The 21022-nt window shown below is 71.4% G+C and carries 18 protein-coding genes and 1 pseudogene; 6 read left to right on the top strand and 13 right to left on the bottom strand.

What is annotated here, in order from left to right:
* Nucleotide 1: 1 nt before the first annotated feature.
* Nucleotides 2-1135 (bottom strand): recombinase RecA, encoded by a 1134-nt coding sequence (gene recA / locus OG407_RS36870; RefSeq protein WP_405863945.1) that lies wholly within the window; start codon nt 1133-1135, stop codon nt 2-4.
* A 335-nt stretch (nt 1136-1470) separates the two neighbouring features.
* Here recA and OG407_RS36865 point away from each other — a divergent pair, with 335 nt between their 5' ends.
* Nucleotides 1471-1674 (top strand): hypothetical protein, encoded by a 204-nt coding sequence (locus OG407_RS36865; protein WP_405863943.1) that lies wholly within the window; start codon nt 1471-1473, stop codon nt 1672-1674.
* A 78-nt stretch (nt 1675-1752) separates the two neighbouring features.
* Here the strand turns inward: OG407_RS36865 and OG407_RS36860 are convergent, their stop codons facing one another.
* On the bottom strand, nt 1753-2376 hold the full coding sequence (locus OG407_RS36860) for a dihydrofolate reductase family protein (RefSeq protein ID WP_405863941.1): 624 nt from the start codon (nt 2374-2376) through the stop codon (nt 1753-1755).
* A gap of 179 nt (nt 2377-2555) precedes the next feature.
* On the opposite strand from OG407_RS36860, the gene OG407_RS36855 reads away from it, so the two are divergent.
* A complete protein-coding gene (locus tag OG407_RS36855; protein ID WP_405863939.1) occupies nt 2556-3314 on the top strand; it encodes a hypothetical protein in 759 nt (252 codons plus the stop codon).
* 34 nt (nt 3315-3348) lie between these two features.
* Here OG407_RS36855 and OG407_RS36850 read toward each other — a convergent pair whose 3' ends face one another.
* Together OG407_RS36850 and OG407_RS36845 are read right to left on the bottom strand one after the other, a co-directional pair.
* Nucleotides 3349-4758 (bottom strand): AI-2E family transporter, encoded by a 1410-nt coding sequence (locus tag OG407_RS36850; protein WP_405863937.1) that lies wholly within the window; start codon nt 4756-4758, stop codon nt 3349-3351.
* Between the two features lie 81 nt (nt 4759-4839).
* Nucleotides 4840-5034: a DUF3046 domain-containing protein gene (locus OG407_RS36845; protein ID WP_327400872.1), complete on the bottom strand. Its 195-nt coding sequence runs from the start codon at nt 5032-5034 to the stop codon at nt 4840-4842.
* An 80-nt stretch (nt 5035-5114) separates the two neighbouring features.
* Here OG407_RS36845 and OG407_RS36840 point away from each other — a divergent pair, with 80 nt between their 5' ends.
* Nucleotides 5115-6059: a hypothetical protein gene (locus OG407_RS36840; RefSeq protein ID WP_405863935.1), complete on the top strand. Its 945-nt coding sequence runs from the start codon at nt 5115-5117 to the stop codon at nt 6057-6059.
* Between the two features lie 12 nt (nt 6060-6071).
* Here OG407_RS36840 and OG407_RS36835 read toward each other — a convergent pair whose 3' ends face one another.
* From OG407_RS36835 to OG407_RS36825, 3 genes are read right to left on the bottom strand one after another with little or no spacing between them, the layout of a single operon-like run.
* Entirely contained in the window at nt 6072-6380 is a 309-nt protein-coding gene (locus OG407_RS36835; protein WP_405863933.1) for an AzlD domain-containing protein, read from the bottom strand.
* Nucleotides 6377-7153: an AzlC family ABC transporter permease gene (locus OG407_RS36830; RefSeq protein ID WP_405868818.1), complete on the bottom strand. Its 777-nt coding sequence runs from the start codon at nt 7151-7153 to the stop codon at nt 6377-6379. The genes OG407_RS36835 and OG407_RS36830 overlap by 4 nt, the downstream gene beginning before the upstream one ends.
* Nucleotides 7057-8043 carry an AraC family transcriptional regulator gene (locus OG407_RS36825; protein WP_405863931.1) on the bottom strand — a complete coding sequence of 329 codons (987 nt, stop codon included), beginning with the start codon at nt 8041-8043 and terminating at the stop codon, nt 7057-7059. Before OG407_RS36825 ends, OG407_RS36830 begins: the two co-directional genes overlap by 97 nt.
* A 176-nt stretch (nt 8044-8219) precedes the next feature.
* Between OG407_RS36825 and OG407_RS36820 the strand changes: the two genes are divergently transcribed.
* The 3 genes from OG407_RS36820 to OG407_RS36810 all read left to right on the top strand — a co-directional run bounded on the left by OG407_RS36820 (nt 8220) and on the right by OG407_RS36810 (nt 15610).
* Nucleotides 8220-13385: an ATP-dependent helicase gene (locus OG407_RS36820; RefSeq protein WP_405863929.1), complete on the top strand. Its 5166-nt coding sequence runs from the start codon at nt 8220-8222 to the stop codon at nt 13383-13385.
* A 358-nt stretch (nt 13386-13743) separates the two neighbouring features.
* Nucleotides 13744-14757 (top strand): DNA-formamidopyrimidine glycosylase family protein, encoded by a 1014-nt coding sequence (locus OG407_RS36815; RefSeq protein ID WP_405863927.1) that lies wholly within the window; start codon nt 13744-13746, stop codon nt 14755-14757.
* Nucleotides 14758-14845: 88 nt separating this feature from the next.
* Nucleotides 14846-15610, top strand: coding sequence for an SDR family NAD(P)-dependent oxidoreductase (locus OG407_RS36810; RefSeq protein ID WP_405863925.1), 765 nt, complete (start codon nt 14846-14848; stop codon nt 15608-15610).
* Nucleotides 15611-15983: 373 nt separating this feature from the next.
* On the opposite strand, the pseudogene OG407_RS36805 reads toward OG407_RS36810, so the two are convergent.
* The 6 genes and pseudogenes from OG407_RS36805 to OG407_RS36780 form a co-directional block, all read right to left on the bottom strand.
* Nucleotides 15984-16205: pseudogene (locus tag OG407_RS36805) on the bottom strand (hypothetical protein); the annotation flags it as partial.
* A 369-nt stretch (nt 16206-16574) separates the two neighbouring features.
* Complete coding sequence (locus tag OG407_RS36800; RefSeq protein WP_405863923.1) at nt 16575-16949, bottom strand: helix-turn-helix domain-containing protein; 375 nt, start codon at nt 16947-16949, stop codon at nt 16575-16577.
* Between the two features lie 109 nt (nt 16950-17058).
* Nucleotides 17059-17604 carry a CinA family protein gene (locus OG407_RS36795; protein WP_405863921.1) on the bottom strand — a complete coding sequence of 182 codons (546 nt, stop codon included), beginning with the start codon at nt 17602-17604 and terminating at the stop codon, nt 17059-17061.
* Nucleotides 17601-18506 (bottom strand): CDP-diacylglycerol--glycerol-3-phosphate 3-phosphatidyltransferase, encoded by a 906-nt coding sequence (pgsA, locus tag OG407_RS36790; RefSeq protein ID WP_405863919.1) that lies wholly within the window; start codon nt 18504-18506, stop codon nt 17601-17603. Before pgsA ends, OG407_RS36795 begins: the two co-directional genes overlap by 4 nt.
* Nucleotides 18503-19975: a 30S ribosomal protein S12 methylthiotransferase RimO gene (rimO, locus tag OG407_RS36785; protein ID WP_405863917.1), complete on the bottom strand. Its 1473-nt coding sequence runs from the start codon at nt 19973-19975 to the stop codon at nt 18503-18505. The genes pgsA and rimO overlap by 4 nt, the downstream gene beginning before the upstream one ends.
* A gap of 110 nt (nt 19976-20085) precedes the next feature.
* A complete protein-coding gene (locus OG407_RS36780) occupies nt 20086-20943 on the bottom strand; it encodes a helix-turn-helix domain-containing protein (RefSeq protein WP_405863915.1) in 858 nt (285 codons plus the stop codon).
* Between the last annotated feature and the right edge of the window lie 79 nt (nt 20944-21022).

The following is a 21022-nucleotide window of genomic DNA, read 5'->3' as shown; positions in this document are numbered from 1 at the left end:
GTCAGCTCTTGGCTGCCGTGGCCTTGGCCTTGGTGGTCTTGGCCGCGGCCGGAGCGGGCACCGCCTTGGCGGCGTCGTCCGTGGCGGTGGGGACCGCCCCGTCCGTGACCGGCTCGACGGCGGGCTTGTCCTTCTCCGGACGGACGCCCACGCCCAGCTTCTCCAGGATCTTCTTCTCGATCTCGTTGGCCAGGTCGGGGTTGTCCTTGAGGAAGTTGCGCGCGTTCTCCTTGCCCTGGCCGAGTTGGTCGCCCTCGTACGTGTACCAGGCGCCGGCCTTACGGACGAAGCCGTTCTCCACGCCCATGTCGATCAGGCCGCCCTCGCGGCTGATGCCGTGGCCGTAGAGGATGTCGAACTCGGCCTGCTTGAAGGGCGGCGCGACCTTGTTCTTGACGACCTTGACGCGGGTGCGGTTGCCGACCGCGTCGGTGCCGTCCTTGAGGGTCTCGATACGACGGATGTCGAGTCGCACCGAGGCGTAGAACTTCAGCGCGCGGCCACCGGTCGTGGTCTCCGGGGAGCCGAACATCACGCCGATCTTCTCGCGGAGCTGGTTGATGAAGATCGCGGTGGTCCCGGACTGGTGGAGCGCGCCTGTGATCTTGCGGAGCGCCTGGCTCATCAGGCGCGCCTGCAGACCGACGTGGCTGTCGCCCATCTCGCCCTCGATCTCCGCGCGCGGGACGAGTGCCGCGACGGAGTCGATGACGATGAGGTCGAGGGCGCCGGAGCGGACCAGCATGTCCACGATCTCCAGGGCCTGCTCGCCGTTGTCCGGCTGGGACAGGATCAGGTTGTCGATGTCGACGCCGAGCTTCTTCGCGTACTCGGGGTCGAGGGCGTGCTCCGCGTCCACGAACGCGACCTGGCCGCCGGCCCGCTGGGCGTTCGCCACCGCGTGCAGGGTCAGGGTCGTCTTGCCGGAGGACTCCGGGCCGTAGACCTCCACCACTCGGCCGCGCGGCAGGCCGCCGACGCCGAGGGCGACGTCCAGTGCGGTCGACCCGGTTGGGATGACCTCGATGGGCTCGTTCGGCCGCTCGCCGAGGCGCATCACCGCGCCCTTGCCGAATTGCCGTTCAATCTGTGCGAGTGCGGCGTCCAACGCCTTCTCGCGGTCGGTTCCTGCCATGGGTTCCACCCGGTTTGCTTGAGTCGATCGCTTCACGTCAAAGACGCTAACGCCTGCCACTGACAATGCGTCCCGACGCCCGCCCAGCCTGTGGATAACTCGGACACTTCACCATCAAAAGCCTGCCGAAATGCCCGTCATGGCCTCGCCGGAGCTTCCATGAGAATGGATGTTCGATTTTTGTGTCAAGCGCACCACGCGGCACTCGTGTCATCGATGTCCAGTGACGCCGCACACCGTGGCGACGCTTCGAATGACATGGAAATCCTTCCCGTGCCGGGGGTCGGACCCGTTGACTGGCGGCAGCCAACGGCAACCGAGGACGGGAGAACTCGATGAAGATGTGGAAGCGCGCGGGGATCGCGGCCGTGCTGGTCACGGCGACCGTCGGCATCATGAGTCCGGCGGCGTCGGCCGCTCCCATGCCGTGGGAGACCAGCCGTGTGCACCACCCCGCACCGGCGCAGGGCACGGCGATCGCTTCGGCCGGCGAGACGGGCACCGTCACCATCCTGTGCAGCGGTGGCTGCTACCAGTAGGAACGTCCACGAGTGTCGCGCGGGCCGTCGAACCGTCGGGCTTCCCGGCGCGCCCACGAACCCCGATGCCACGGACGATCACGTCCCGACCGGCCGACAGCGCACGTTCACCGCGGCCGCATGGTCATCACCGTTCAGGAGCCCGAGCCCGAGCCCGAGCCGGACCGGGACGCCGCCTGGGTTGTCGTAGAGCCGGATGCCGTCGCCGAGCAGCACCGGCACGATGTGCAGGTCGATCTCGTCGATCAGTCCGCGCTCCAGGAGTTGTCGGCCGATCGTGGGCGAGGGCACTTCGAGGTTCTTGCCGTCGGCGGCCGCCAGCCCGATCCGGGCGGCCTCGGCCACATCGCAGTTCAAGAAGGTCACCCCTGAGGCGGGCGGCACGTCGTCGGGGTGGTGCGTGAGGACGAACACCGGCCCCTGCCACGCGCCGCCGTAGACGCCGCCGGCATCGGGGAAGGCGTCGAAGCCGTCCCGGCCGCCCAGTACGGCACCGGTCGTAGCCGCGTACTCCTCGACGAGGCCAGCCCGGAACGAGAACCCCGTCATCCAGTCCATCGCATGGTCCGGCCCGGCCACGAACCCGTCCAACGACATCGTGAAGTGCCACAGCACCTTGCCCGCGGCGGTCTGCGGTTCGGTGTCCGCCAACTGCTGGGCGGGCGTGGTCTCGACGCTCTGCGGGGCCTTTGCGGTGGACATGATCGATCCTCGCTTCAGGGGTCATCGTTCCGCGGGTTCCGGGCGGCTCTCACCTCCATGGACCCGGCGCGCCCCCGAAACTCATCGCCGCACCTCCAGGAGCACTACTTCCTCCGTCGTACGGCGGGTGTCTTCGGGCGTACGACGACTGCGCGGCGGGTTCCCGCGAGGCTCGGGCCATGACTCGGACCCTGAAGACCGACGTACGCCCCGCCGAGCGGTTCTGCCAGGTGACCGGTGCCCTGTTGATCCTCTCCGGGCTGGTGCACCTGGGGGTGTTCGCGGTCGACGGCGGCCCCTGGTACGGGCCCGTCTCCTGGCGCAAGCCCGTCACGTTCGGGCTCTCCTTCGGGGCAACGCTGATCGCGGTCACCTGGGTCACGTCGTATCTGCGTGTCGGGGCCCGGCTGCGCACCGTGCTGCTCGTCGTGTTCGCCGCCGACTGTGTCGTGGAGGTCGGCGGCATCACTCTCCAGGCGTGGCGCCGGGTGCCGTCGCACCTCGACATGGAGACCCCCTTCGACACGGCGGTGTCCATGACGCTCGCGGTGGGCGGCGGTGTCCTCGTGGTGCTGCTCACCGTGTTCGCGGTGGCGTCCTTCCGGCACCGGCCGACGGGGCCCACGGGGATGGCGCTCGCGGTGCGTTCCGGGTTCGCGATCCTGCTCGTGGCGCTGGCCTCGGGCGCCGCGATGATCGCGCGCGGGGTGGTCCTCGCCCGGACCGGTCACCAGGAGGCGGCGTACCACTCGACGGCCCCGCTCAAGCCGCTGCACGGGGTGAGCCTGCACGCCGTCCTGGTGCTGCCGGCCCTGGCCTGGCTGCTGTCCCGCACGTCCTGGAGCGAGGCGGTACGGCGGCGGACCGTGACCGTCGCGGTCGGGTGCTACGTGGTCGCCGTGGCCGGGGCCGGGGTGTGGGCGGTGCTCACGTACTGACCGCGATGCCCCGGTGTTCTCGCCGGATCATCCCTCAGGAGGAGCCGGAGGGGCCCTCTCCGGAGTCCTGCGGGTCGGAGTCGGTCGGCTCCGGATCGGTCGGCCGGGAGTCGGCTGTCCCGGAGTCGGTCGTAGTGGCGGAGGTCGTAGCGGCGGAATCACCGGTACCGGCGGAATCGCTGGTACCAGCGGAGTCGGCCACTGGGGACTCCTCCACCCCCGTCCGCCCCTCCCACAGCCCTCGCACGCGCCTCACCAGGCCGGGCCCGCCGGATTCTCGGGCGGTCCGGTGTCCGTGGACCCGGGGATCGTCCGTGACGGCGTACCGCTTCACATACGCCCCGAGGAACGCCTGGAGCGTGGCGACGGCCGGGATGGAGATCAGCGCGCCCACGGCACCCAGGAGCGCGGTGCCCGCGATGACCGAGCCGAAGGCGACGGCGGGGTGGATGTCGACGGTCTTCGCGGTCAGCTTGGGCTGGAGCATGTAGTTCTCGAACTGCTGGTAGACCACGACGAAGATCAGCACCCACAGCGCGTACCAGGGGTCCACGGTGAAGGCGATCAGCATGGGCAGGGCGCCCGCCAGATACGTGCCGATGGTCGGGATGAACTGGGAGACCAGACCGACCCAGACGGCGAGCACGGGCGCGTACGGGATGCCCAGCGCCTGCAGCAGGATGTAGTGCGCCACTCCGGAGACCAGCGCCATCAGACCGCGGGAGTATATGTAGCCGCCCGTCTTGTCGACGGCGATCTCCCACGCGCGCAGCACCTCGGCCTGCCGGGCGGGCGGCAGGACGGAGCACAGTGCGCGCCGCAGCCGCGGCCCGTCGGCGGCGAAGTAGAACGAGAACAGACCGATCGTCAGCAGTTGGAAGAGGCCCCCGAGCACCTGGGTGGACACGTCCAGCACGCCGGTCGCGCTGTTCTGCACGTACTTGCGCAGCCAGTCGGAGTGGAGCAGCCCCTCCTGGATGTCGACCCGTCTGAGGTCGGTGTGGAAGTGCGTGTTGACCCAGTTGATAACGGAGTCGAGGTAGTCCGGGAAGTCCTCGATCATCTTGATGATCTGGCCGGCGAGCATCGACCCGAGGAGGGTGATGAACCCGGCGCTCACGATCAGCAGGCCGAGGAAGACCAGGAAGGTGGCCAGCCCCCGGCGCATGCCGTAGGCGGCCAGCCGGCTCACCGCGGGTTCGATGGCGAGGGCCAGGAAGAACGCGATGAGGATGTTGATCAGCAGCCCGATGAGCTGGTGGAAGGCCCAACTGCCCAGCTGGAACACGGCGACGAGGGCGAGCGCCAGCACCATGGCGCGGGGCAGCCAGCGCGGCATGCCCGGGCCCGGTGCGGCGCCGTCGGCCGGGGGCCGGGTCGGCGGCGTCGCACCGGTCGGGGATGCCTGCTGGGCGTCGTGCCCGGTCTCGTCAGTGACTGCCACGGTGCAAGTCTCGCCTACGCCACTGACAACCGGTCACCGCCGTCGATCTTCGTGACCGATCAGCGACTTTCCCGCGGAAGATCAGCGGCTTTGGCTCGGAACGTTCATGACGTCGCAGACCACGCGCCATACGTCCTTGGCCTCCCAGCCCGCGTCCAGCGCCTCGTCCACCGTCCGCCCGCCGAGTTCCGTCATCACGTGATCGCGCGCGAAGCTCTCGGCGTATCCCGCGCCGAAGTGCTCCGTCATCCGCTGCCAGAAGACCGTCAACCGCATGACACCAGTATCCCGCCCCTGAGAGTGGGACCAGGTCGGGACCCCTTGCGGAGACCGCTTTCCGTCCTACGGTCTGACGCATGGCCGAAACAGGAGCTTCCCCACTCCCCCCGACGCCCCCGGCGCACTCCCCGCTCTTCCGCGCCGAGCACTTCGTCTGGCTCACCGCGCGCGTGCTGGAGCAGCGCCTCTTCGCGTACCACTTCCTCAACGGCGAACCCGATCCGGTGGAGACCGCGCTGGACGCCTACCGCAACGAGGACGGCGGCTACGGGCACGCGCTGGAACCCGATCTGCGCGGCCCGGTCAGCCAGCCGCTGCACACCGGTCACGCGCTGCGCGTCCTGGACGCCGTCGGGCGCTGCGGCGGGCAGCGGGTGGAACGCGTGTGCCGCTATCTGACCTCGGTCTCCACGGCCGACGGCGCCCTGCCGGCGATCCTTCCCGGCCAGCGCGGCTATCCGACGGCACCCTTCGTGCCGATCGTGGACGACCCGCCCAGCGAACTCCTCGCCACTGGGCCGGTGGTGGGTCTGCTGCACCGCAACGAGGTGTGGCACGCCTGGCTGTTCCGGGCCACCGACTTCTGCTGGCAGGCCGTCGACTCCCTGGAGAAGTCGCACCCCTACGAGATCGAGGCCGCCGTGGCCTTCCTGGACTCGGCACCCGACCGCCCGCGCGCGGAGGCCGCGGCCGACCGCCTCGGCCGCCTGGTGCGCGAGCACCGGCTCGCCGCCCTGGACCCGGAGCACCTGGAGGCCTACCCGGTCGCCCCCGGGTACGCGCCGGGCGAGCACCATTTCCCGTACGACTACGCGAAGACGCCGAGCTCCCTCGCGCGCGCGTGGTTCACGGACGACGAGATGGCCCGCTCCCTGGACCACCTGGCAGGCGATCAGCGGGAGGACGGCGGCTGGCCGATCCGCTGGCGCCAGTGGGCGCCGGGCATCTCCCTGGAGGCACGCCCCATGGTGACGATCCAGGCACTACGCACCCTGAAGGCGTACGGCCGCTCCGTGGGCTGACACCGGGTCGCCTCAGCCGCCGATGGCCCGCACGCCCGCCGTCACCAGCACGGCCGCCGCGACGACGAGCAGGAACGGTGCCCGCAGCACCAGCGCCACGGCGGCCGCCGCGAGCCCAGCGGCCCGGGCGTCGAGCACGAGCGTGTGCCCGTCGGCGAAGGTCTGCTGGGCCGTGAGCGCGGCGAGCAGGGCGACCGGCAGCAGAGCGGCGAGCCGCCGCACCAGCGGCCGTTCAAGGGCGCCCGCGGGCACCAGCAGTCCGGCGAGCTTGACGACGTAGCAGCCGAAGGCGGTCGCCGCGATCGCGATCCAGACGGTCAACGGTCTTCCTCCTCTGCGTCCTGCGTGTCGTAACTGCCCTCTTCTGGTGGGTCGTTACGCGCCCCACCCTGTCGACGGCCCTCTACGTGGAGGGCGATCGGCGCCGCGAGAGCCGCCGCCAGGACCGGCACACCGGCCGGCAGCACGGGTAGCAGTCCCAGTCCCAGGAGGACCGCGAGTGCGGCGACGGCCCGCTCGGTGGTGGTCGTGAGCATGGGCGCGAGCAGCGCCAGGAAGACGGCGGGCCCGGCCGCGTCGAGACCCCAGGCGTCCGTGTCCCCGATGGCCTTGGCGCCCAGGGCACCGAGCAGCGTGGTGAGGTTCCACAGCAGGTACAGGGTGAGCCCGGTGACGGTGAAGCCGATCCGCGCGGCACGCCTCGTGGGCTGCGCGAGGGTGACGGCCGTCGTCTCGTCGATGATCCACTGGGCGGCGAACGGCCGTACCGCGCGCGGGAGGGCCAGCAACTGCGAAAGCCGCAGCCCGTAGAAGGTGTTGCGCACGCCCAGGAAGAAGGCTCCCGCCGCCGCGGTGAGCGGATTGCCGCCGGCCGCGAGCGCTCCCACGAGCGCGAACTGGGAGGCGCCGGTGAACACCAGGAGGCTGAGGGCGCAGGTCTGCAGCAGGGTGAGCCCGCCACCGGCCGAGGTCACCCCGAAGGCGAACCCGGACAGCCCTACGGCGACCCCGACTCCGAGGGCGTCCCGGACGACGGCGGAGTCCGGCTTTTCCCCTGCGGTGGACTCCAGTTCTCCTCCCGCTCCGGCGCGTATGTCTTCTGAAGCGATCTGTTCTGCCACGTGTCGGACGGTACGAGCAGCCGGTGCCCCGCGTCTTGTACGTTCTTGCGCTCCCGCTGGTACGCGCCCGGGGGCACGCCCACGATCCGGGCGAAGTGCCGGTTGAGGTGCGGCTGGTCCGTGAACCCGACGGCGACGGCGGCCTCCGCCGGTGCCGTACCCGCGTCCAGGAGGCGGCGTGCCTCCCGCACCCGGGCGTCGGTCAGCCAAGCGTGGGGCGGCATCCCGTAGGCACCCCGGAACGCGCGCAGCAACGCGAAGGGACTGGTCCCCAGATCCCCGGCGAGCCGCTCCAGGGTGGGCGGTTCCGCCATCCGCTCCTCCAGCACGGCACGCGCGCGTGCGGCGACCCGGCCGCCGGCCGTGGGCACGGTGCGCTGCGGCAGGGGTCCGCCGTTCAGCCGGAGCAGTCTGGTGACGGCGACCCGCAGCAGGGTGTCGGCGGCGAGCGCGTTGCCCTCGTCGGCCGCGCGCAGGATCTGGTGGACGAGCCCGGCGGTGTAGGGGTCGTCGAGCACGGGCCTGACGAAACCGGGAGTGCCGCGGATCGAGGTGGTCTCGGCGGCTATCGCGGCCACCACCTCGGGCGACGGGTAGACCGCCCCGTACCGCCAGCCCTCGGGCACGCCCGCCCGGCCGGTGTGCGGGGTGTCCGGATTGACCAGCGCGAGCGCTCCCGCCCCGGCGGACACATCGCCCCCACCGTGGTGGAACACCTCGACGCCGTCCGCGATGGCGGCGATGACGAAGTTCTCGTGCGTGTGCCGCACGAACGTCTTGCGGATGTACCGGGCCCGCAGCAGGTCGACGCCGGGCAGCTCCGTGTACTGCCAATGCCGCGCCAGCTCGCCCGAACCTGCCATACGGCCATTCTCCGCCACGGCGGCGGAACGACGCGGTCCCGCCCACGGCGACCGGAAGCCGCCGAAACGATTCCTGGCCACGGCGGCCGACGAGGACCGAAACGATTCCGCGAGCGGCCGTCGCGGAATCCCCGCAGGTCAGACGCATTGTCAGTGGTCGGGTGCAGGATGGACGCATGGTCAGCTCCGCACATCGAGCCCTCGACGGCTTCTCCCCCGCGACCCGCGGCTGGTTCACGGGGGCCTTCTCCGCGCCCACCGCGGCCCAGGCGGGCGCGTGGCAGGCCATCGGCGAGGGCTCGGACGTGCTGGTGGTCGCCCCGACCGGCTCCGGCAAGACCCTGGCCGCCTTCCTCGCCGCCCTGGACCAGCTCGCCGCGACACCCCCGCCCGCCGACCCGAAGAAGCGCTGCCGCGTCCTGTACGTGTCTCCGCTCAAGGCCCTCGCGGTCGACGTGGAGCGCAACCTCCGCTCCCCGCTCACCGGCATCCGCCAGGAGTCCGTCCGCCTGGGCCTGCCCGAGCCCGAGGTCAAGGTCGGCATCCGCTCCGGCGACACCCCGCCCGCCGAGCGCCGAGCGCTGTCCACACGGCCGCCGGACATCCTGATCACCACCCCGGAGTCCCTGTTCCTGATGCTGACGTCGGCCACGCGCGACGCGCTGACGGGCATCGAGACGGTGATCCTGGACGAGGTGCACGCGGTCGCCGGCACCAAGCGGGGCGCTCATCTCGCGCTGTCCCTGGAGCGGCTGGACGAGCTGCTGCCGAGGCCGGCCCGCCGTATCGGCCTCTCGGCGACCGTCCGCCCGGTCGACGAGGTCGCCCGCTATCTCTCCCCGCACCGCAAGGTGGAGATCGTCCAGCCGAAGTCCGGAAAGGAGTTCGACCTCTCCGTGGTCGTCCCGGTCGAGGACCTGGGCGAGTTGGGCGGCTCCCCAGTGGCCGACGGCAAGGAGGGCGCGGAGAAGCCCTCGATCTGGCCGCACGTCGAGGAGCGCATCACCGACCTCGTCCAGTCGCATCGTTCAACGATCGTGTTCGCCAACTCCCGCCGTCTCGCCGAGCGGCTGTGCAACCGGCTCAACGAGATCGCCTACGAGCGCGCGACCGGCGAGCCCCTGGACGAACACCACGCACCGGCCGAGCTGATGGGCGGCTCCGGCGCCGCCCAGGGCGCACCCCCGGTCATCGCCCGCGCCCACCACGGCTCGGTCTCCAAGGAGCAGCGCGCCCAGGTCGAGGAGGACCTCAAGGCGGGCCGGCTGCCTGCCGTGGTGGCCACGTCCAGTCTGGAGCTGGGCATCGACATGGGCGCCGTCGATCTCGTCATCCAGGTGGAGTCGCCGCCCTCCGTGGCCTCCGGCCTCCAGCGCGTGGGCCGCGCGGGGCATCAGGTCGGCGCGGTCTCCACGGGCGTGGTCTTCCCGAAGTACCGGGGCGACCTCGTCCAGGCCGCCGTGGTCATCGAGCGGATGCGCACCGGCTCCATCGAGTCCCTGAAGGTCCCCGCCAACCCCCTGGACGTCCTTGCCCAGCAGCTCGTCGCGATGACGGCGCTGGACACCTGGCAGGTCGACGACCTGCTCGCCACGGTCCGCCGTGCCGCGCCCTTCGCCTCGCTCCCGGAGTCGGCGTTCACGGCCGTGCTCGACATGCTCGCGGGCCGCTATCCGTCCGACGCGTTCGCGGAGCTGCGCCCGCGCGTGGTGTGGGACCGCATCGCCGGCACGGTCACCGGCCGCCCGGGCGCGCAGCGCCTCGCCGTCACCTCCGGGGGCACGATCCCCGACCGCGGTCTCTTCGGGGTCTTCCTGGCCGGCGCCGACCCCAAGAAGGGCGGCGGCCGGGTCGGCGAGCTGGACGAGGAGATGGTCTACGAGTCCCGGGTGGGCGACGTCTTCACGCTCGGCACCTCCTCCTGGCGGATCGAGGACATCACCCGCGACCGCGTCCTGGTCTCCCCCGCGCCGGGCGTGCCGGGCCGCCTCCCCTTCTGGAAGGGCGACCAGTTGGGCCGCCCGCTCGAACTGGGCCGCGCGGTGGGCGCGTTCCTGCGCGAGGTCGGCTCACAGCCCAAGGAGGACGCCCGCCTGCGCCTCCTCTCCGCGGGCCTCGACGCCTGGGCCGCGGAGAACGTCCTGTCGTACCTGGCCGAGCAGCGCGAGGCCTGCGGCCACATCCCGGACGACCGCACGATCGTCGTGGAGCGCTTCCGGGACGAACTCGGCGACTGGCGCGTGGTCATCCACTCCCCCTTCGGCGCCCAGGTCCACGCCCCCTGGGCCCTCGCCCTGGGCGCCCGCCTCTCCGAGCGCTACGGCATGGACGCCCAGGTGATGCACGCCGACGACGGCATCGTCCTGCGGCTGCCCGACGCCGACCTGATGGGCCTGGACCTGCTCGACCAGGAGCCCATGAAGGCCGGCACGGAGTACGACGCCGACCAGGCCCCCGTAGGCGCGGCGGACGTCGCCTTCGACAAGGGCGAGGTCAATCAGCTCGTCACCGACCAGGTCGGCGGCTCGGCCCTGTTCGCGGCCCGCTTCCGCGAGTGCGCCGCCCGCGCGCTGCTGCTGCCGCGCCGCAACCCCGGCAAGCGCACCCCGCTGTGGCAGCAGCGCCAGCGCGCCGCCCAACTGCTCCAGGTGGCCAGCGAGTTCGGCTCGTTCCCGATCGTCCTGGAGGCGGTCCGCGAATGCCTCCAGGACGTCTTCGACGTCCCCGGCCTCACCGAGCTGATGGGCGACCTGGAGTCCCGCAAGGTGCGCCTCGTCGAGGTCACCACTCCCGAGCCGTCCCCCTTCGCCCGCTCCCTCCTCTTCGGGTACGTCGCCCAGTTCCTCTACGAGGGAGACTCACCGCTCGCCGAGCGCCGCGCCGCCGCGCTCTCCCTGGACTCCCATCTGCTGGCCGAGCTGCTCGGCCAGGCGGAGCTGCGCGAACTCCTCGACGCCGAGGTACTGACCGAGCTGGAGCGCGAACTCCAGTGGCTCACCGAGGACCGCCGCATCAAGGACATCGAGGGCGTCGCCGACCTGCTGCGGATGCTCGGCCCGCTCTCCGACGCCGAGTTGGCCGAGCGGGGCGCCGCGCCGCAGTGGGCCCAGGAGCTGGCCTCGGCCCGCCGCGCGATCCGGGTCCGTATCGCCGGTGCCGACCACTGGGCGGCGATCGAGGACGCGGGCCGCCTGCGCGACGCGCTCGGCACGGCGTTGCCGGTCGGTGTCCCGGAGGCGTTCACCGAACCGGTCAAGGACCCGCTCGGCGACCTCCTCGCGCGCCACGCCCGCACCCACGGCCCGTTCACGTCGGCCACGGCGGCGGCCCGCTTCGGCCTCGGCGTGGCGGTCACCGACGGCGCGTTGCAGCGGCTCGCAGCGAACGGCCGTGTCGTACAGGGGGAGTTCCACCCCGCCGGGATCGGTCAGGAGTGGTGCGACGCGACGGTGCTGCGTCGCCTGCGCCGCCGTTCCCTGGCCGCGCTGCGGCACGAGTTGGAGCCGGTGCCACCGGCCGCGCTCGCGCAGTTCCTCCCTCAGTGGCAGCACATCGGCAAGGGCCACGGGCTGCGCGGCATCGACGGACTGGTGCGCGCCGTCGAGCAGTTGCAGGGTGCCTCCGTGCCCGCGTCCGCCCTGGAGAAGCTCGTCCTGCCGTCCCGCGTGGCGAACTACGCACCCGCGATGCTCGACGAACTCACCTCGGCCGGCGAGCTGGTGTGGGCCGGTGCGGGCTCCCTCCCCGGCAAGGACGGCTGGGTCTCCCTGTACCTGGCGGACGCGGCCCCCCTGCTCCTCCCGCCACCGCACCCCCTCGAACTCACGGCACTGCACCAGTCGGTCCTGGACACCCTCTCCGGCGGCTACGGCCTCTTCTTCCGCCAGATCACCGACCAGATCCGCGCGACCACCCACCCCGACGTCACCGACCCTCAACTGGCCGATGCCGTATGGGACTTGGCCTGGTCCGGCCGACTCACGAACGACACACTCGCCCCGATGCGCTCCCTGCTGGGCTCCGGCCGTACTGCAGGTTCCACGGCCCACCGCGCCAAGCGCACGGTCCCGCGCGGGCGTTACGGCTCCCTCACCGCCGCCGCGCGCCCCGCCTCCCGCACCGGTCCGCCGACCGTCGCGGGCCGCTGGTCCCTGCTCCCCGCCCACGAACCGGACCCCACCGTGCGCGCCCACGCCCTGGCCCGCACCCTGCTCGACCGGCACGGCGTGGTGACCCGGGGAGCGGTCGCCGCGGAGGGCGTCGAGGGCGGCTTCTCGGCGACGTACCGCGTCCTGTCCGCCTTCGAGGACAACGGTCAGGCACGGCGCGGCTACGTCGTGGAGGGCCTCGGCGCGGCCCAGTTCGCGATGGACGGCGCGGTGGACCGCCTCCGCGCGGTGGCCAACGCCCGCGACCGGGGCGACGACCTGCCCACTCCGGCCTCCACGGACAACGATCCCTACGGCTTCGGCGCCCTCACCGGCTCCACCTCACCAACACCCGCCCCCGGCAACGGTTCCACCGACCCGTTCGGAACCCCGAGCGCCGCCTACAACTCGCCTGGCAACGGAGGCCAACAGGATCCCTACGCCTCGCCGGACCCCGACAACCGGCAGGCCCCGTACGCCTCCCCCGCCGACCACGGCCGACACGACACATCCCACTCCCCCGGAACATCCGGCACCCCGGGCGCAAACGACACCCCCGGAGTCCACGACTTCGCCGACGCCTTCGGCCCGTTCACCGACTTCGACGACCTCGACAGCCTGGGCACACCGGACGACCGCCTCCCGCCCCCGGCCGCCCCCACCTCCCGACACCACCGCACCCCCGCCTCCCACCCCCCATCCCCCGACGACTACATCTCCCCCCGCGATTTCCCCGCCCCACCACCCCAGGCCAACACCAGCTCCCCCTACGCCAACCACCACCCCCATCGCCCTTCCCTCGCCACCCGGGCCGTGGTCCTGGCCGCCGCCGACCCCGCGAACGCGTACGGCGCCGCCCTCCCCTGGCCCGAGCCGCCGACCGGTGCCGGGCACAAGCCGGGGCGTAAAGCGGGCTCTCTCGTAGTGCTGGTCGAGGGTGAGCTGACCCTCTACATGGAGCGCGGCGGCAAGACCTTGCTCGCCTGGCCCTCCGCACCGGACACCACGGCCACCGAGGATCCACGCCTCCAGGCGGCGGCCGAGGCCCTCGCGGCGGCGGCCCGAGCCGGTTCCCTCGGCACGGTCACGGTGGAGCGCGTCAACGGCGCCTCGGCCCTGACCTCCTCCATCGGCACCCTCCTGGAAGGAGCAGGTTTCATCGCGACACCGCGCGGCCTGCGCCTCCGCGCATGAACCGGATCAACACCCTTCCGGGGGTCGGCCACCGCTCACCCAATCCGCCCCTCACGCGAGCGACCTCTCAACCCGAGCCGCCCCTGACCCGCACCACCCCTCACCCCATGCCACTCCCACCCCAAGCCTGCCCTCACCTCGCACGCCCTCACGCCGCCCCGTACTCCGCGCCCCTCTCCCCCGCGCCGTCCCTCACTCCGGGCTCCCCTCACCCCGTGCCCCATCTCATTCCGCGCCGCCTTACACCCCGCGCCCTTTCCCATCCCACGCGGTCCCTCACCCCAACCCGTTCCACACACCCAACCCCCACGTCACCCCGCACCCCACGTCACCCCCCACCCCATGCCACCCTTGACCCATGCCTGAAGGCGACACCGTCTGGCAGACCGCGAAGCGCCTCCACGCGGCCCTCGCGAGTAAGGTGCTGACCCGTAGCGACCTCCGCGTGCCCAAGTACGCCACGGCAGACCTCACCGGCCGCGCCGTCCTGGACGTCACGCCCCGGGGCAAACACCTGCTGACCCGTATCGAGGGCGGCCTCACCCTCCACTCGCACCTGCGGATGGACGGCACCTGGAGGGTCTACGCCAACAGCCAACGCTGGAGCGGCGGCGGCCCGGCCCACCAGATCCGCGTGATCCTCGGCACCGCCGACCGCACGGCCGTCGGCTACCGCCTCCCCGTCCTCGAACTCATCCGCACAACCGAAGAACACCGCGCCGTAGGCCACCTCGGCCCCGACCTCCTGGGCCCCGACTGGAACCCGGAACTGGCCCTCGCCAACCTCCTCGCGGACCCCGCCCGCCCCCTCGGCGAGGCCCTGCTCGACCAGCGCACCCTGGCCGGCATCGGCAACATCTACAAAAGCGAACTCTGCTTCCTCCTCGGCGCCACCCCCTGGCTCCCCATCGGCGCACTCCCCGCCGACCGCGCCGCGAAGCTGCCCGCCATCGCCAAGCACCTCCTGGAAGCCAACCGCGACCGCCCCATCCGCAACACCACAAACACCCTCACGAACAACTCCCCAACCCCAAACCGCACCGCAGGCCCGAGCACCCCGGCCCACCCCACTCCAGGCACCCGCGCTACAGCCCCCGGCACCCCAGCCCACCCCGCTCCTGAGGCCCGCACCTCAACCCCCGGCACCCCAGCCCACCCCGCCCCACGCACCCCAACCACAGCCCGCGGCACCACCCCCCTCCGCCCCGCCGCACACCCCCACATCCCAGACCTCTTCGTCTACGGCCGAGCCCCCCGCCCCTGCCTCCGCTGCAACACCCCCATCCGCAGCGCCAACCAGGGCGACGGCTCCCGCGACCGCCCCACCTACTGGTGCCCCACCTGCCAAATAGGACCGGCACCGGCCAGATAGGCCCCGCGCCGGGCAGCACCCCACCCCACAGAACTCAGCACCGTACGACTAATTGACGACCCGTCAGAAACCCTCGTACGGTCGGTTCATGCCCGTCAAGGCGTACGACCTCACCGGACGCACCGCTTTCGTCACCGGCGCCGCCAGCGGTATCGGCCGCGCATCCGCCGTACTGCTGGCCGAGGCGGGCGCCACCGTGCACTGCGCCGATCGCGACGCACAGGGCCTGCACGACACGGCGACCCTGATCAAGGACAAGGGCGGCACCGCCCGCACCCACCACCTCGACGTCACCGACCGCGCCCAGCTGAAGCAGGCCGTGGACTCCTGCGATGACCTGCACGTGATGGCCGCGGTCGCCGGGATCATGCACAACAGCACTGTGCTGGAGACCCGGGACGAGGATCTCGACCGGGTGCTGAGCGTCAACTTCAAGGGCGTCCTGTACGCCTGCCAGGAGGCGGCCCGACGGATGCTCGACCGCGGCACCAGGGGCAGCATCGTCACCATGGCGTCGGGCGCGATCGACACCGGAGGAGCCGGACTCCTCTGCTACAGCGTGACCAAGGCGGCCGTCGTCCAGCTGACGAAGACGCTGGCGACAGAACTGGGCCCGCACGGCATCCGCGTCAACGCGGTCGCGCCCGGCTGGATCCGCACGCCCATGACCGATCACCACGAGGTCGAGAAACAGGCCCGTACCGAGGCGATGATGGTCCGCCTGTCACCGCTGGGCCGGGTAGGTGAGCCGGAGGACATAGCCCACGCCGTGCTGCACCTGGCGTCGGACGCGTCGTCGTTCACGACGGGTCAGATCCTCCGCCCGAACGGCGGCGTGGCGATGCCTTGGTAACCGGCCCCGACTCGACGCCCGACGCCGCTCCGGTGTCCGACGACTGCCAGGCATCCGGCGCCGATCCGGTGCCAGACGGCTGCCAGGCATCCCGCGCCGATCCGGTACCCGACGACAGTCCGGCATCCGGCAATGGTCCACCCGCCGGCCACCCCCCAGCGTCCATCACGCCGAGGTCAGTCGACACCCCAGCGGCCCTCGCACCGGGTTCAGCCGGCACCTCAACTACCGCCGCACCGGGTTCAGCCGGCACCCCAGCTACCGTCGCGCCAGGTTCAGCCGGCACCCCAGCGTCCATCACCCCGAGGTCCGGCGACACCCCAGCGACCGGCGACATCCCGGCGACCGAAGCCCCCGAGACCCGCGGAGCGCCCGACACCCGCCAAGCCGCCCTCCACCGCCCCGCAGCCACAGCCCCCGCCGCGCGCGCCTTCGGCATGCAGTGCACCGGAAGCAGACTCAACCCCCACCCCCCAGCCGCTACGGCCCCCTCCAGCGCCCCCGCGTGCGGCGTCAGCGCGAGCCGCAGCACGGCCCACCACCACACGGCGCAGAGCCCGAGCGCGAGCCCCCAGCGAGCTATTCGCCCCGCCATGGCCCCACCTCCAGCCCGACGCTAGAACGTCACGGTCACCCGCAAGAAGGGCGCATCAACGGCACACGGACGCACCACTCGCCTCAACCATGACCGCCCCGAGCCACACCGGCAAACGGACCGCTCCGGCCCAGGCCGCCAGACCGTCCCAGCCGCACAGGGCCCCAGACCACAGCGACCGACGCCCGGCCCGCCAGGCCCTCCACCCACCACCGCCGTCCCCACGCGAAACGCGACCACCGAGAACGCGAAAACCCCGACCGCACCCCTCCAGATCTCCCTGGAGAAGCCCCGGCCGGGGCTCACACACATCGTTGAGGCCGGTCAGCGCCTCATCGGTCAAGTCACAGCGTCACGTCAGCGTGAGCGTCACGCGGCGACCACGTCCACCGCCTCGACGGGGGCCTTGATGGTCACCCGTTCCGGTGGCACACCGGTCACCGACACAGAACCCAGCATCGGACGTACCGACGTGGGCACAGAACCGGTGGCCGCAGCAGACTGGGCCAGCTCGGCGAGAGCGAGCTCGTCGCTCACTTCCCGCATGAGTTCGGACATCCGTACGTCCAACGCGTCGCAGATGGCGGACAGCAGTTCAGAGGAAGCCTCTTTCTGCCCCCGCTCCACCTCGGAGAGATAGCCGAGTGAGACTCGGGCGGACGAGGAGACTTCGCGCAGAGTACGGCCCTGGCGCTGGCGCTGCCGACGCAGCACATCGCCCAACAGGCGACGGAGCAGAATCATCGGTGGCTCCCTCCTCGGACCGCGTAGCCGCATCCTTCTCGCCCCACCGTACCGCCTTGCGCCGCGGCCGTGCGGGGAGCGATGTCGTGTTCACTCAGGGCTGCAAACATCAAAACCCCCCGTTCTGTTCCGTATCCTGTGTCCGCTCATTCCCGGTCTGTTCGCTCACGAGCCGCTCCAGAAGCAGCGCGAGTACGCTCCGTACACTCTCCTTACGAATTTCCGCCCGGCCGCCGTTCAACCGCAGCGCGGCTACTTTCCCGCCACCGGCGGCATCCGGATCCGGTCCGAAGGGCCCGTCCACGGCCACGAAAACGGTGCCCACGGGCTGTCCGTCCTGCGGCTCCGGGCCCGCCACGCCGGTGGTCGCGATGCCCCAGTCGGCGCCCAGCGCCTTCCGCACACCGGCCGCCATCTGGGCCGCTACCTGCGCGTCTACGGCTCCCCGCTCGGCCAGCAGGGTCGCGTCGACACCGAGCAGCTGATGCTTCAGCTCGGTGGCGTAGGCGGTGACCGAACCGCGGAAGGCCTTGGAGGCTCCGGGCACCGATGTGATCTCCGCCGCAACCAGACCACCGGTGAGCGACTCGGCGACAGCGAGCGTCGTACCGCTCACCGTCAGTAGTCGCACCACTTCAGTGGCCGTGGAACTCACGCTTCCGTCTCCTCCGACGCCGCCATGCGCTCGGCGATTCCCTGCCTGCGCAGCACAATGGCCTGTCTCACATAGTCGAGCCCGGTCAGCACGGTCAGAACGACCGCCGCAGCCATCACCCAGAACCGCAGAGTGGCCAGCCAGCCCGTCAGCGCCAGCACATACATGCCTACGGCCACGCCCTGGGTGAGCGTCTTCAGCTTCCCGCCGCGCGAGGCGGGAATGACGCCGTACCGGATGACAAGAAAACGCAGCAGCGTGATCCCGAGTTCCCGGCCGAGGATGACGACGGTCACCCACCACGGCAGATCGCCGAGCGAGGACAGGCAGATCAGCGCCGCGCCCATGATCGCCTTGTCGGCGATGGGGTCGGCGATCTTCCCGAAGTCGGTGACGAGGTCGTAGGTCCGCGCCAGATGGCCGTCGAACAGGTCGGTGATCATGGCGATGGCGAACGCCGCCCAGGCGAACGAGCGCATCGCCGGGTCGTACCCGCCGTCGGCCAGCATCAGGGCGACGAAGCCGGGGACGAGCAGCAGCCGGAGCATGGTCAGGAAGTTGGCGATGTTCCAGACACTCGCCTGGTTGACGGCCGCGGCGACGACCTTCGCGCCGCGCGCCGGCCGCGGACCACCGGGCAGACCGGACTCGACGACACCGGACGAGGCACTACCGACCGAAGCGCTGTCAAGCGAAGCACTGCCGACCGAGCCGCCACCAGCCGAAGCACCGCCGGAAGAGGCACCACTGGCCGAGACTCCCCCGGAGGGGACACCGCCGGAGACGCTGCCCGACATCGCGCCGGAAGAGGCGCCACCGGAAGCCGCACCGGAACCCGCGCTCGCGGGAGCACCGTTCGCGCTGGAGGTGCCGCCCGCCGCCGATGCCGGGACTCCGGTCATCTGCCCGCCTCCTCACTACACGCGAGCGAGCCCAGGAGCGGCTCGGCCACCAGGTCGACACCTTCCGTACCGACCACCTTCGCCTCGACCATACGGCCGACGCTCAGGCCCCCGCCGCTCGTGAGGAGCACCTGGCCGTCCGTCTCCGGCGCCTGGTGCTCGCCGCGGCCGTAGGCGCCGTCCTCGGATTCCACCGACTCGACCAGTACCTGCACGGTCTCGCCGACGCGCTCCTCGGCGCGCTGCGAGACGAGTTCCTCGGCGAGTCGGGAGATGTGCGCGAGCCGCTTGTCGACGACGTCCTGGTCGAGCTTCTTGTCGTACGTCGCCGCCTCCGTGCCCTCCTCGTCGGAGTAGCCGAAGACACCGATGGCGTCCAGGCGGGCGCCGTTCAGGAAGCGCTCCAGCTCGGCCAGGTCGGCCTCGGTCTCGCCGGGGAAGCCGACGATGAAGTTCGAGCGCACGCCCGCCTGCGGGGCCTTGGAGCGGATGGTGTCGAGCAGTTCGAGGAAGCGGTCGGTGTCCCCGAAGCGGCGCATGGAGCGCAGCACGTCGGGGGCGGAGTGCTGGAAGGACAGGTCGAAGTAGGGCGCGACCTTCGGTGTCGAGGTGAGCACGTCGATGAGCCCGGGGCGCATCTCGGCGGGCTGGAGGTAGCTGACCCGCACCCGCTCCAGGCCGTCGATGTCCGCCAGCTCGGGCAGCAGCGTCTCCAGGAGGCGGATGTCGCCCAGGTCCTTGCCGTAGGACGTGTTGTTCTCGGAGACCAGCATGATCTCCTTGACGCCCTGCTCGGCCAGCCAGCGCGTCTCGTTCAGGACGTCGCTCGGGCGGCGGGAGATGAAGGAGCCGCGGAAGGACGGGATGGCGCAGAAGGTGCAGCGGCGGTCGCAGCCGGAGGCGAGCTTCACCGAGGCGACCGGGGAGCCGTCCAGGCGGCGGCGCAGGGGCGCGCGGGGGCCCGAGGCGGGCGCGAGGCCGTCCGGGAGGTCGACCGGGCCGTGGCCGGGCAGTGCGACGTCGGCGGCGGACTCCTGCCGCTCGGCGGGGCTGATCGGCAGCAGCTTGCGGCGATCGCGCGGGGTGTGCGAGGCGTGGATGCCGCCGTTGAGGATGGTCTGCAGGCGGTCGGAGATGTCGGAGTAGTCGTCGAAGCCGAGCACTCCGTCCGCCTCGGGCAGCGCCTCGGCGAGCTCCTTGCCGTACCGCTCGGCCATGCAGCCGACCGCGACGACGGCCTGCGTTCTGCCGTGACCCTTCAGGTCATTGGCTTCCAGGAGGGCGTCGACGGAGTCCTTCTTGGCGGCCTCGACGAAGCCACAGGTGTTGACGACGGCGACGTCCGCGTCCTCGGCGTCCTCCACGAGTTGCCAGCCGTCCGCCTCCAAGCGGCCTGCGAGCTCCTCCGAGTCCACCTCGTTACGGGCGCAGCCAAGAGTGACGAGTGCGACGGTACGGCGTTCAGGCATGGGCTCAAGACTACTTCGTCCCACTGACACCCCACGTCGAAGGGGTTGGCCGATCTTGGCCAACCCCTTGAAACAACCACTCCACCGGACGCTTGACCGCCCTCAAGGTCTCAACCGACCTCGGGGTCGCCCTTCGTGTACGTGAGGCGCTCGACCGCTCCGGGCTGGAAGTCGTCCTCGATCTTCTTGCCGTTGACGTAGAGCTGGATCACACCGGCGTCGCCGAGGATCAGGTTGACCTTCGAGCTGTCCTGGAAGGTCTTGGACTCGCCCTTCTTAAGAAGTCCGTCGAAGAGCATCCGGCCGTTGTGGTCCTTGGCGGAGATCCAGCTGCGGCCGTCGACCGCGCTCACCTGGACCGTCACCTTGTCCTGCGGCGCGGCGGCGATGGCGCTGTCGGAGGGGTCGGACTTGGGCGTGGCGGTGGTGTTCGAGGGCTTGGGCGCGGCGGGCTTGCCGGCGCTGGGCGTGGCCCCCTGGGTGACCTGTGACGCGGCGTCATTGTCGCTGTCGCCGCCCTTGAACGCCGTGAACCCGACGAAGCCGACCACGGCGACGATCGCGGCGACCATGGCCGCGGTCCAGTTGGGGCCCCGTCGCTCGGGGCGGATACGTTCCGCCTCGAAGAGGGGCGCCGCCGGCGTCGGGGCCGGGCGTCCGCCGTGGTCGTCGTCGTAGCGCGCGAGGAGGGGGGCGGGATCGGTGTGGACGGCCTTGGCGAGGGTCCTGATGTGCCCGCGGGCGTAGACGTCACCGCCGCAGGGCGTGAAGTCGTCGGCCTCGATGGCGTGCACGATGGCGATGCGGACCCGGGTGGCACTGCTGACGTCGTCGACGGTCAGCCCGGCGGCGATACGTGCCTGCTGCAGGGCTCGGCCGACGGAAGGGCGGGCTTCTTCCTCATGACCGTCTGAGGAACGACCGTCTTCGAACGGACGCTCGTCTTCAGGGGAGTTGCCGATGGACACGGGGGCGCCTTTCGAGCGTGTAGCCGCCTGTGCTGGAAATTCAGTCTAGGGGGGGTACCGAAGGGTGGGGCAACCGGGC

The sequence above is a fragment of the Streptomyces sp. NBC_01515 genome (assembly GCF_045040345.1).
Taxonomy (GTDB): domain Bacteria; phylum Actinomycetota; class Actinomycetes; order Streptomycetales; family Streptomycetaceae; genus Streptomyces.
This window is presented reverse-complemented; position numbering and strand designations above follow the sequence as displayed.